Here is a 13,011-nt window from a genome sequence, read left to right as displayed (position 1 = left end):
TTTTTAAGCTAAATTCTCAAAAAATACTTTACCAAGGAGTAAATTACAAGATGACTAAAATTACAATATCTGACTTGAATCCTTCCGAAAGCATTCTCTATGAACTCACAGATGAGGAGATGAGTTTGACTCATGGTGGATTACTATGGCTTCAATTATATTAATGTCAGTATTGAAACAATTATGTCATTAAAAAAAACTTATATCTAGTTGCCTTAACAGCTTTATAAATGAAAATATGTAGTTATGAGGATTAGCGGATTTCTAAACTAATCCTTGCGAAAATAAATTCAAAGGAGATAAACCAATGGCTAAAATCAAAATTGATAATTTGTCCGCGATTAGAAACGAATTTTCTTCTGATTCTGAAAGCTATTTAGATCAGTTAACAGAATTGTCAGAAAGCGATGCTGTCAATATTAGGGGAGGACTTATCATAATAATAATTATTATTAGAAGGTAGTCAAAAACCCTTGATTTATAACTGTTGAAGAAACTCCCTACACTTGAATCTTAAGTGTAGGGTAGACAATGCCCAGTATACCCGAATTTTGGTGGTCATTGCCTAACCTATGTATATTTCAAATATCAAATATGATTCCTATCGGATTCATATAGTTTAGACTAACAGCAAACCCCTCGTTATATGTGAGAGTTTATTAGGCAAACTATACTAGTTTTTTACCTAAACCTGTAAACCTACTCATCTAACTATCTAAGTCAAAATTTTTCACTAATTCAACTGGTTCAATCTGTTGTTTAATCCACTCATCAAACAAATCAGTGAGAATTTGATTACGCAGTTTGTTATCCAACTCTGGCTGGATAATCTCCTCCACAAAAATTAGATGTAATCCCTTGGAGGTCACTATCGGTTTTAGAACCTGAGGGGGTGTAGCAGCAAAGACAGCAGGAGAAATTTCTGGCTTTAAATCTTTGCGTTGAACTATCCCCAGATATCCCCCTTTTCGGCGTAACTCAGTATCCTGGATATATTTGTGAGCCACATCATAGAAACTAATCTCACCTTCCTTAACAGCATAGAAAAGTTCTAGCGCCAAGTCCTCATCATCTAAAACAACCTCATACATTACCACGCCAGCGTAGTCCAACTGATTTTCAAAGAAGTATGGTTCGATTTTATCTGTGAACAGATGTTGACTTAACTTTCCAAAAATAACACCATTATAGACAATTGCTTCAAAATCATCTAATGACAAACTATGTTTTTCCAACCAAGCCCAAGTCTCTTCAGCACTGGTGAGTTTATTCATTAAGCGGAATAAGTCTGCTGCTTTTTGTAATTCTTCTGTTTCAACTTTTATACCAGTTTCTTCAGCAATAGATATAATCACTTTGCGGCTGACTATTTGCTCAACTATCTCAGGTATTTTGTAAGATAGCTTGACTTGTTGAAGAATATCTTCGCTGGTAATGGGAATAGATTGTGACATATTTTTGCTCCTGATTATTTGTAGTGACACCATAACATATCAATAGCATCTTCAATTGTGCGTTACATTTTTAAGACGCACAATTAATTGAAACTTATAGTTTATTAAATCCACAGTCTTCAGCACCTAAACTTATATTAAACTTCTACAATTTCACCCCTCCCTGCTGCAATTTCTTAAACGGATCGAGCAGGAAATCAATAATTCGACGTTGGCGTACAATCACTTCAGCCGTCGCCGTATCCCCTGCACGCAAGGGAATACATTTATTGGCAGATGGAATACAATTCTGTTTTAGGGCAATATCTAAGTTATAAGCTGCAACTTTTCCATTAGGGGTATCTATTTGTGTAGTAGTAGAAGAAATCTTAATTAACTCCCCTGGTAGAACCCCATAATCCTGAAAAGGATAAGCATCAAATTTTATCTTTACTGGTAATCCTGTTCGCAAAGAACCACTTTCAGGAGTTGCCATTTGTGCCCGGATTATTAAAGGTGAATTAAGTGATGCAATTTCCGCTAGCATTGTCCCCGGCTGGACAACAGATCCAGCTTTTTCAATCGGCAATTGAAACAATACACCACTTGCAGTAGCTTTGATATCTCGTTGTCCTAACTGAAATTTTAATGATTCAATCTGCCTTTGATTTTGAGAGATTTCTGATTTCAGCGAAGTGATATCTGTTTCTAAACTTTTCTGTTGTTCTTGAATTTTTAGGACAGCTAACTCACAAGAACGGGTCAAAGTTTCATTACTCCTTTCCTGTTCTTTTAGCCGCAATCCAGCCTGTTCAATATCTGCATTGGTTTGACGAAGATTTCGTTCGTAACTGCTCCGTTGTTCTGCCAGACTTAACTTAGCTTGTTCTATATCTGACTTAGTTTGTTCATATAGTTTTTGCTTCTCTTGAGCTATATCGTTCTTGTCTACTACATTAATTTCTGGAACAACTCCTTCTTGTTTTAGTTTACTATAGCGTTCAACTTCTCTCTGAGTACTTGCCAAGCTACTCTCCACTAATTTACTAGTATTGCGAGTATGTTTAAGGGTTTGTTGTGCCTGATTAACTTGAGCCAACTTTTCATATTTTTGTAATTCATAGGCATTCTTTAGAGCATTCAAACTCTGTCGCGCTTGATCAATTTGTGCTTGCTTTTCTAACTGCTGAGATTGATTTTGTTGCTCTTGAGTTGCTAAAGATACAAATAACTGATTTTTGGACGAATTTAACTGAGTAAGACGGTTTAACTGTCCCTCTAGCTTATCCTGTGCCTGCTGCAAATCTGCTTTTACTAGTTCCGATTCTAACAACAATAAAGTCTGCCCAGCCTTAACTGATTCACCTTCTTTAACTCGAATTTCGGCAACGGTTCCAGCCACAGCAGCATCAAGCCTAATTGTCTTTTCTTTAGGCTCAGTCCGCCCTATAGCTGTACCTGTTTCATCTACTTTCGAGAGCATTGCCCAAGGTAAAAATATAGATACAAATACAACCAAAAAATATAGTAGTCCCCTCGTCCAAATCTGGGGCAAGCTATCAAGTGATTCTTTGGTAACGTCAGACCAATCATTGCTTGATATGGGCGGTATTTGTGGGGCTAAAGTTTCCTGATGGGATGTGTCTTCTGAGAGTGAGTTAGTAACCCGTCCATTTAATAATGAAGTATTTATCATGATGATTTCTGATACTAATTTGTAGCTTTGAATGGTTAATGGTTACGCAATTGCTTATTAAATATTATGACTTGTCACGCTATCTGGAAAACCTCTCTCTAAATCTATCTTTTACAACGAGATAGATAGATTTGGAATTTTCCTCTTAACTGTTCACGCTCTCCCATGTAACTGCTGTTGATTGAGATAAAAATAATGTCCCCGTTTCGCCATCAATTCTTCATGAGAGCCACTCTCAATCAAAACGCCTCTGTCTAGCACCAAAATCAAATTTGCATTTCGCACAGTGGAAAGACGATGAGCAATTATTAATGTGGTTCTTCCTTTAAGAATTGTGTTGAAATTCTGCTGTATAATCCTCTCTGACTCAGTATCTAAATGGGACGTTGCCTCATCAAAAATCAATAATTGGGGATTACCTAATAAAGCCCTGGCAATAGCTATCCGTTGTCGCTGTCCGCCAGACAATAACCCCCCACCTTCACCAATTTGGGTTTCATACCCCATCGGCAACTTTTTAATAAACTCATCAGCACCCGCTAGTTGTCCTGCCTCAATCACCTCTGCTAAACTTGCCCCAGGATGTCCTAAGCTAATGTTTTCTCGAATTGTTCCGCCAAATAAAAAGGTATCTTGGTCAACTACTCCAGCTTGCTGACGTAAGGAACTTAAGGAAATACTGGTAATATCCTGTCCATCAATTAAGATTTTGCCATCTGTAGCTGGATACAACCCTAAAACTAACTTAGAAATGGTAGTTTTTCCCGAACCACTACGTCCCACCAGCGCCACCATTTGCCCTGGTTTAATTTCAAAACTGAGATTCTCTAGGATATTGATATCGCTTTCTGGGTGATAGCGAAATGTCACTCCCTCAAAGCGAATATGACCCTGAATTTCTGGTAAATTTTGGCGTGGTTGGTGATGTAAATCTTCTTCTGGCTCTGCATCTAATACATCATTAATGCGTTCAACTGCAATCACAACTTCCTGCAATTGATTCCACAATACGGTTAAGCGTTGAAATGGTGTAATAATATTCCCAAGCAGCATATTAAATGCCACTAGTTGCCCAATAGTTAATTGGTTATGAATAACTTGGTATGCCCCAAACCATAGCAAACCAGTAGTGATTAGCGCTTCAATGGTATTACTAAAGATTTGCAACCGATTGCTAATAACTTGCCCGGAAAAGTTAGTTTTTATCTCTTTATTTAATAACTCTTCCCAATGCCAACGGACTGTTTGTTCCACCGCCGTAGCTTTCACCGTCCGCACACCAGTTAGGGTTTCAATTAGGTAACTACTCTCCTGGGCAACAGCATTAAAGATTTCTCTGGAAATCCTTTGTAAAAAAGGTGTGGCAATCAACGCTAGTAAGGCAAAAGGCGGGATAATTAACAATGATAGTAACGCCATTTGCCAGCTGTACCAAAACATTAATCCTACATAGATAAAGACGGTAAGTAAATCTAGCAGGATAGATAATGCTTCACCTGAGAGGAAGCGTTGAATTTTACGGTTTTCTTGGACGCGAGAGATAATATCCCCCACGTAACGGGACTCGAAGAAATTCAAGGGTAGCCGTAGGGTATGGCGAATAAACCCCACAATTAGCGCCAAGTCTATCCTGTTGGCTGTGTGGTCTAGGAGATATTGGCGTAACCCTGTCATCGCCACCCGAAACAGGCTAAACATCAGCAAGCCTAACCCCACTGCTGTTAAGGTGAGTTCCGATCGCTGCACTACCACCCGATCTAAAATTAACTGGGTGAATAAGGGGGTAACGAGTCCAAATATCTGGATAAATACCGAAGCAATAAACACCTCCAGCATTACCAAAGAATGAGGCTTCATCAACTCAAAGAATTGCCAAAAGGGAGTGGATGTCTCTTTGGTATCTTTGAGCATGGCTGTCGGTTGCAGCAGCAATGTGTAACCAGTCCAGTTGGCTTTAAATTCGGCGTGACTGAGGGTGCGTTGTCCAATGGCGGGATCGGCTACAATGACGTATTTGGACGTAATTTCGTAGACAACAATGTAATGCTTGCCTTCCCAGTGAGCGATCGCAGGCAATTTTTGCTTCGCCAACTGTTGAAGTCCAGCTTTCACAGGGCGTGTAGCAAAACCAATACTTTCCGCCGCCGTCAATAACCCCCGCAAGGATGCGCCATTGCGATCTACATTGGCGATATCTCGCAAACGATTCACACTAAAGCGTTTTCCCCAATAGCGAGACACCATCACTAAACAAGCTGCACCACAGTCGGATGCACTGTGTTGGGCAAAAAACGGATAACGCCGCATCGCCCGTTGCCATAAATGCCCGACTTTCTGAGTCGGATTGGGAAAATAGGCTTTGCTAATTTTTTTCTCACCCGATAGATCCCTAGTCCTTGACAAAATCTCTATTTGATGATATGTATTTGACTCAGCCGCCCTGACTGGGGGATGATCTGAGTCCACCTGTTGGGGGCTCCGGGACAGCGCCTTAGCCCACAAATGCTCCCGAATTTGAGGATATTTAGCCATCAATGGCCACAACACCTCACCCGGAACAAAACACAGTTGCAAGTTGATTGAAGCCCTTGCTGCATAAGGTTTAAAGCCACCCTCCTTAAACAAGGTAAATTCCCCAAATGAGTCTCCTATCTCTAAAGTGGCGATTAACTCATCTAAGCTATCTAGCAACCTGACTTTACCAGCGATCGCAATATAGATTCCCGATTCCGCATCAGTTCCTTGCCAAAACTTGCCGACTTTTGGGTTGATAAATTTAACTTGTTGAAGACAATGTTGATATTCCTCTGTGGAAAGAGAATAACCCAGAGTATTGTTGAACTGTTGCAGAGAAACCAACTGAGTGGATATATCTTGCGCCATGAATGTCTACATCTTTTCCAAATTTGGCAAAGTTAATCGGTAACAATTCCGAATTATCGGGAATAGTTGTCGATTTAAGGTCAGTAATCAAAATTTTGCAACTTTGAGCCTGTTCACCATTGCTGGGTTTTGGTAATGTTGATAACCCCATCTGTTTTAGCAATCGCTTGATATGGCGATCGCTCACCTCAATCCCAAATTCTTTTGTCAGATGTTTCCCCAGCCAGTTTGTTGTCCACCGTCGAAAAACATAGCCATGATCGCGAGGACTGCTGTTAAGTAGTTCTTTCAAACGTTCTAAATACTCATCATTGACTGCCTTCGGGCGACCAATGGGGCAATCTTGCCATTGGTGCGCCATCCCAGTTCGGGCTATGTGCATCCAATGTCTTGCTGTTGCTGCACAACATCCCAAGGTTTGACAAATCGACCTTTGAGTTTTTCCCTCATCTGCCAACAACATGATTTCAATTCGTTGGTGGTAGGATTCAGGTAAACTTTTGGACAAATTTTCTAGCAGTAGTTTCCGTTGAAAGGGTGTTAAACATTTGCCAGCAGTTGCACTTGAATATTTATCGCCGATCCTGCCGGCGCTCCGTTTGGCCAATCAATTAGCCAAGCCCATTCGTTGTAACCGGTCGGGTCTAATTGCAGTTGTGGTCCATTACCAAGGACGACCATTCCCGGTTTGGCCGCTAAATTTGAAAGGAACCCGCCGCTGACCGCAACTGGGAAATTCGCTGGACACCCATAATGGAAAAACTGGTCAGTCAGACCAGATGGGAGAGGGTGTACTTCCCTTGCCAGCCAGCTCCGCCTGGAGTAGCGTTTGCAGGAAGGGCTTGGCTACAGGTTAGAGCAGCTGCCGCGCCAAGAGCTAACTTTGTGAAGGCACGATGACAAGAAATCACAAAGAAAAATCTATTCATAATGCAATATCCAAATCGAGGGTTTTACTAACTCTGATTACGACGCATTTTTTGATTTATGCACTTAAACAAAAAAATTAAATAGATGGTGTAGTGCGATCGCACCTCACCAAAAACAAAACCCCACAGCTAGAGACGCGCTACGCCGTAGTTAAATTCTTGTTTTTCTTGGAATAATTTATTCTTTGGAAGTCCCTTAACGAACCACAGAGGCGCAGAAGCTTAAATTCTGATCAAAGGGAGGGTAACAGTAAATGTAGTACCCACTCCAACTTGACTATTAACTAGAATTTCGCCTCCGTGTGCTTCGACACACTTTTTAGCGATCGCTAGCCCCATGCCGGTACCAGGAATGCGTCCCACATTCTCTGCACGTTGGAAAGGCTGAAACAGTCGCTTTTGGTCTTTTTGAGGAATGCCAATTCCCCAATCTTGAATTCGGAAAATTACTGTTTTTTCCTGACCAATTATTTCAAAGCGTACTATGCCGCCCGATAGTGAATACTTAATAGCATTGGTGAGTAAATTGCTCAAAATGTGCCGCAGCAAGCTTTTATCCCATAGTGCTTCGCCTAATTGCCCAAAACTAGCGAATACCAAAGTCATATCTTTCTCGTCTGCCATTAATCGAACTTCTTCGACGAGTTGGTGGCAAAAAGCTTCTAAATCTAAGGAGAGAAGTTCACACCCCAGTTTAGCAGAATCAGCTTCACCGATGAATGAAACTTCATCTAATAGCTGCGCCATGTTTTTGATTGCCGAGCGAATCATTTGCAAATGATTCAGTTTTTTCTCTTTAGTCAATTTTTCGTCGTAGTTTTGTAGCAATCCAGTAGCCAAGAGAATAATATTTAGGGGATTGCGGATGTCATGGGAAAGCATCGAGACAAATTCTGATTTGAACTGGCTAACTTCATTGGCTTTCACCAGTTCAGCAGTTCGTTCTTCAACCCGGATTTGTAACGTTTCATTAACGGTGCGTAATGATTCTAAAAGTTGCTTGCGCTCGATCGCATAACGCAGGGAACGAACCAACATATCTGGATTTACCTGGCGCTTGATTAGATAATCTTGTGCCCCCTGCCGCACTGCCTCAATTGCCAGTTGTTCGTCATTTGTATTGGTTAGGACAACAATCGGTATGCTTGGGGCTTGACCAATCAGGGGAGGCAGAGATAACAATCCTTCGCTGTCAGGTAGAGTTAAATCTAACAAAATAACATTATAATTACGCTGAGTTAGTTCCTGAAGTGCTTCCCCCAATCGCTTCACATGAACTAGAGTAAACTCTTGGGAGTGGTCTTCTTGCATAATAAACTCTTCTAACAACCTAGCATAAGGTAGGTTATCCTCAATTAACAAGATTTTTACTGAGTAGCTCACAACCATAATCTTCAGGTTTTACTCCAATGGTAGCGTCACAGTACAAAACCAAAATTCTTCAATACTCTTGACGATTTGGAATAGCTGATTAAGGTTGCGGGATTTGGTGATATAGCAATTCACATGCAAGTTGTAACAGTCAATAATGTCATCCTCATTTTTTGAGGTTGTTAACACAACGACTGGAATACGTTTTAGTGCTGGGTCAGTTTTAATTTCTGCTAGCACTTCTCTACCATCTTTCTTGGGCAAATTCAAATCCAGGAGGATAAGGTCAGGGCGCGGTGCATTAGCATATTCGCCTTCTTGGCGTAAATAAGCCATAGCGTTTATGCCATCCCTGGAAATGACCACCTTGTGTGGCACCGAACTATTTTTCAACGCTTCTTGAATTAAGCGAATGTCGGCTTTATTGTCCTCGATCAAAAAGATCGTTTTGTGTTTTTCTCCCCTTTCTCGGCTCAAGTTCACGTCCTCCAACTGGAATCGTAAAGTAGAAGGTCGCACCTTCACCCAGTTTTGACTCTATCCAGATCCGCCCCCGGTGGCATTCGACAATCTTCTTACATATTGCTAAACCCATACCTGTACCGATATATTCATCCCGCGTATGTAGGCGCTGAAAGATCACGAAAATGCGATCGCTAAATTGTGGGTCAATGCCAATACCATTATCCCGAACTGAGAACAGCCATGCATCTTCTATCCTTTTTGCTCCCAGATGGATTTGTGGCGGCTGGTCACTGTGGAATTTAAGGGCGTTACCGATGAGGTTTTGGAATAGCTGCATCAGTTGGGTGCTGTCAGCCATCACGGTTGGTAAGGCGTCGTGGGTGATCGTAGTCCCAGTTTCCTTAATCCGTTGACGTAAATTGCCCAGCGCCCGATCTAAAACTGTTTTTACCTCAGTCATTTGAAATGCGATCGCCTGCATATCTACTTTCGAGTATGCCAGCACGTCATCAATCAAAGTCTGCATCAGGGTAACTCCGTCTACAGCATAGCTGATAAACTCCCGCGCTTCTTCGTCCAGTTGTTCACCATACCGCATCTCCAACAACTGCACGTAATTCACAACTTGATTAAGAGGTTCTTGCAAGTCATGGGAGGCGACGTAGGCAAACTTTTTCAGGTCGGCGTTAGAACGTTCTAAATCCTGTGCTAACTGGGCAAGTTCATCGGCTTGACGCAGTACAATATTCACAATTGCTTTCCGCAGTTCTAATGCTGCTTTAACTTCTACATCTTTCCAAGGTAAAGATGTTAAGTGGACGGTTTCTTTCCATAGTTCAAATGATTTGCGTGGACATAAACGGATATTTCCTTCTGACTGGCTAACTTCAAACGCCTGATTAGGATCGCCACCCCAATTTACAGTTTTAATTACTTCTGGCCGAAACCACAAAACATAATTTCGCTTGGCGATGGGAATAGCTAATAAACCGCTAGCGACGTTTTTAAAACTTTCGGCATCTGGATAAATCTGCGCCAAAGAATCTGTATAGAATACTTCTTCCTCAACGTTCTTCTTGAGCCATTGGACTAAAGAATTCAGGTCTTCTTCTTTAGGCGTTTCACCAACTACCCGATAATTTCCCCCAAAATACACGGCTGCGCCTTGAGCGCTAGCTAAATCTAGAAGATTTTGTGGGTTTTTAACTAAACCATCAATAAAGTTTTCCTCTTGAGACATATATTCAATCAGTCTGGATTGAATATATGTCAAATTTATCTGGCGATCGTGGTCTTCTGTCTCTTCTCTCGCTGAGATTTCGGTAAATATTAATCGCCCCAAAAATTCACAGGCTTTACGCAATTCGTAAGAAATATATTTAGGGGATTGATGATGACAAGCAATTAGCCCCCAGAGTTTTTGGTCTTTAATTAAAGAGATAGTAAGTGTTGCCGCAACCCCCATATTATCCAAGTACTCTATATGACAGGGAGCAGCACTTCTGAGAATAGAGTTGGTTAAATCAATCGGACGATCGCTAATTGGATTATTCACAGGAAAAACTTTTACTGGCTCAGAAGAAGAATCCGGTATGATTCTGATCGAATTAGTAACAAATAATTTTTTCGCTGGTTGGGGAATATCTGATTCTGGGTAATGCAGTCCGAAGTATGGTTCTAGGTTTTCTAGTTTTTCTTCAGCGACAACGGAACCATGCCCATCATCATGGAATTTATATAGCATCACCCTGTCAAATTCCGTTATTTTCCGAACTTCTTGAACGATAACTTGACAAAAATCACGGAAATTTGATACTTTTTCTAGTTGATTTATGGAGGCTCTAGCTAGATGATAAAAGTTTAAAAATGGAATATTTTCCTGAGTAATAGTAGGTTCTAATTCTACAATTAAAAAGCCCTCTTGATTGCGGTGAAATACTGCATCAAATACTATGTAATCATCACCTTGTTTTCGCATCCAAACTTTGGTGGAATTGATTAAATCAAGATTTGCCCCGGATAGCCCTGTTTTAATTCTCTCCATTTGAAATGGGTCGAGTAAATCTTCTAGTTTTTTTTGCAACATATTTTCGGGAGTGATTCCGAAAAACTTTAATGTATTAGTGCTAACTTGTAATATTTTTAGCTCACACTCATCTAATACTAACAGGACACCATGAGGCTGAATTTGACTAAAAACATGAATCGATGCTTCTTTCAAGCTAATTAAATTAATAGCTGGCAATTCTAAATTCATTTTTATAACGATCCTCCTCTATTGTTCAGGAGCATCAAAACTAAGTATCTACTAGGTATCTATAATAACGGAGAATAATAAATGTCAAAAATTTTATAAGTTCTCATTCATTATTTTTACTTAGTATCTAATTCACTATGCCCTAGTGTTGCGTTTTGCAGCCTTACTTTCATCTGCTTGCGCTTTTAACACTTTAACAGTAAATAAAGCTACATAGTAATAAGAAATGTGAAATCGATGAAATTATACAAATCTGTATATATGTAGCTATGTTAAGTTGAGAAATTAGTTAGGGGTTGGGAGTTAGGAGAGACGCGATTAATCGCGTCTGTACAGGAGTTAGGAGTTATTATTGTTCCGATGCCCAATGCCCAATACTTCTTTAAGAGAGGCTACGCCAACGACTTCTCTACGAGATGCTACGCGAACGCTCAGTACAAGTGCCCAATGCCCCTTATTTAATCTAAATCCAAGAGTTAAACCACATTCGCAGCTTATAACCGTTAGGGGACAGGGGTAAGCCCAAATAAATGGGCATCCAGAAAATAAAAGCAGCCAGAATGATAAAAGTAATGGTGACACCTAATGCCCGGAGTTGTTGATAATAACTGCGAAGACACTGATCAACAAACCAAGCGATCGCTAAAAATACAAACACTACTGCACACATATAATGGTAGATAAAAGCGCACCTCGTCACCTCTACCCAAGGTAATAAGTTAGCAACATAATTGATAACTAAATACAAGGCAATCCAAGTATCAACACTCAGAGTTGCTCTTCCAGAAAAACGCTTTTCCTTCACCCAAAAAATCACTACTTTTGACACCAGCATGCCAACTAAGAACAACATTGCCGCAATACCAAACCACCACAAAAATGGATTGCCCATTGCATGGACATCATAAATAACTTTTCCAGCACCAGCAGGCAAAGGCGGCCCCATCACAGGTAACGGTTCGGTGATACTTTCAGCCGTTTGATAATAATATGCCATTGGTCGAGTCATCAAAGGCCATTTATACCAGGCAGCACAATAAGGATGCACGTTAGGACTATTGCCACCTAGCTGCAAGTGAAATTTCAAAATTTGCTGATGTACTTCAATAAATCCATATGTTTTATCTAGTTGAAGGTGAGGAATCCAGATGATACTGTAGATAAAAGCTGGGATAATTCCTAGATAAAATAACATCTGGAAAATGTTTAGCTGAGTTAAGTTTTGTAGCGGTGTCTGAGATGAGGAAGAATAAGTAGTAACTTCTGCCTCCTTCAATGAGGGGGATGTAAAAAAGAGTTTCGGGTTAGGAAAAGAATGTATCAAATGAATTACCCAAGCTGCTATCCAAACGAGATAAGCACCTGACAGGAACCATAAACCATTCCACTTAGTACCGACTGACGCACCAAAAGTAATGCCAGCAAAAACTAACCAAAAAGAACGCCGCCGATTTTGGTTATCTAATGCTAATAATAAAAACCAGTGTCCTAACAAACCAAAAATGACGATATAAATATTACTTAAAGCATAGCGAGATTCAACTAGAAAAATGCCATCACAAGCTGTGAACAAACCTGCAAGTATTGCAAAGCTACGGCGATAACTCAATTGATAAGCGATCGCAGCCACAACTAAAGGGATAAATGAGCCGGTGAGAGCATTTAACCACCGATAAGTCCAAGGCGATCGCAATGAACCTGTCAACCCATTTACCCTATCGTGCCAAAAAGGAATGTGACTACCAATCCAAATGCCGATACCAATAATATATTGACTTAGCGGCGGATGAGCATTAAAAAATGGCGTATGCGTGAGATAATTATTACCGAATTTAGCAAAGTAAACTTCATCAAATACCAGAGTGTTGAATCGCTCCAATCCCCAAAACCGTAAGGCAAGTGAGAGAAGAAATACAGTCGCTATGCCAATTCGGAACCACTTTTTAGTCATTTGTCATAGGTTAATAATTAATAGTT

General features: G+C 40.4%; 9 protein-coding genes. 1 reads left to right on the top strand and 8 read right to left on the bottom strand.

The features are described from left to right. Positions 1 to 307: 307 nt before the first annotated feature. A complete protein-coding gene (locus HWQ38_RS25255; protein WP_292799047.1) occupies positions 308 to 463 on the top strand; it encodes a hypothetical protein in 156 nt (51 codons plus the stop codon). Positions 464 to 707: 244 nt separating this feature from the next. Here the strand turns inward: HWQ38_RS25255 and HWQ38_RS25250 are convergent, their stop codons facing one another. The 8 genes from HWQ38_RS25250 to HWQ38_RS25215 all read right to left on the bottom strand — a co-directional run bounded on the left by HWQ38_RS25250 (position 708) and on the right by HWQ38_RS25215 (position 12,985). After that, positions 708 to 1,454, bottom strand: coding sequence for a peptidylprolyl isomerase (locus HWQ38_RS25250; protein WP_292799045.1), 747 nt, complete (start codon positions 1,452 to 1,454; stop codon positions 708 to 710). A gap of 145 nt (positions 1,455 to 1,599) precedes the next feature. Beyond that, positions 1,600 to 3,129 (bottom strand): HlyD family efflux transporter periplasmic adaptor subunit, encoded by a 1,530-nt coding sequence (locus HWQ38_RS25245; protein ID WP_292799043.1) that lies wholly within the window; start codon positions 3,127 to 3,129, stop codon positions 1,600 to 1,602. A gap of 153 nt (positions 3,130 to 3,282) precedes the next feature. Then, on the bottom strand, positions 3,283 to 6,012 hold the full coding sequence (locus HWQ38_RS25240; RefSeq protein ID WP_292799041.1) for a peptidase domain-containing ABC transporter: 2,730 nt from the start codon (positions 6,010 to 6,012) through the stop codon (positions 3,283 to 3,285). Then, positions 5,906 to 6,595, bottom strand: coding sequence for a helix-turn-helix domain-containing protein (locus tag HWQ38_RS25235; protein ID WP_292799172.1), 690 nt, complete (start codon positions 6,593 to 6,595; stop codon positions 5,906 to 5,908). The genes HWQ38_RS25240 and HWQ38_RS25235 overlap by 107 nt, the downstream gene beginning before the upstream one ends. A gap of 568 nt (positions 6,596 to 7,163) precedes the next feature. Then, positions 7,164 to 8,330: a hybrid sensor histidine kinase/response regulator gene (locus tag HWQ38_RS25230; RefSeq protein ID WP_292799039.1), complete on the bottom strand. Its 1,167-nt coding sequence runs from the start codon at positions 8,328 to 8,330 to the stop codon at positions 7,164 to 7,166. Between the two features lie 12 nt (positions 8,331 to 8,342). Then, positions 8,343 to 8,789 carry a response regulator gene (locus HWQ38_RS25225; RefSeq protein WP_292799037.1) on the bottom strand — a complete coding sequence of 149 codons (447 nt, stop codon included), beginning with the start codon at positions 8,787 to 8,789 and terminating at the stop codon, positions 8,343 to 8,345. Further along, positions 8,734 to 11,040, bottom strand: coding sequence for an ATP-binding protein (locus tag HWQ38_RS25220; RefSeq protein WP_292799170.1), 2,307 nt, complete (start codon positions 11,038 to 11,040; stop codon positions 8,734 to 8,736). Before HWQ38_RS25220 ends, HWQ38_RS25225 begins: the two co-directional genes overlap by 56 nt. A 457-nt stretch (positions 11,041 to 11,497) precedes the next feature. After that, positions 11,498 to 12,985: a phospholipid carrier-dependent glycosyltransferase gene (locus HWQ38_RS25215; protein ID WP_292799035.1), complete on the bottom strand. Its 1,488-nt coding sequence runs from the start codon at positions 12,983 to 12,985 to the stop codon at positions 11,498 to 11,500. Between the last annotated feature and the right edge of the window lie 26 nt (positions 12,986 to 13,011).

Source organism: Nostoc sp. NMS7 (assembly GCF_017115085.1).
In the GTDB taxonomy this organism is placed as follows: domain Bacteria; phylum Cyanobacteriota; class Cyanobacteriia; order Cyanobacteriales; family Nostocaceae; genus Nostoc.
This window is presented reverse-complemented; position numbering and strand designations above follow the sequence as displayed.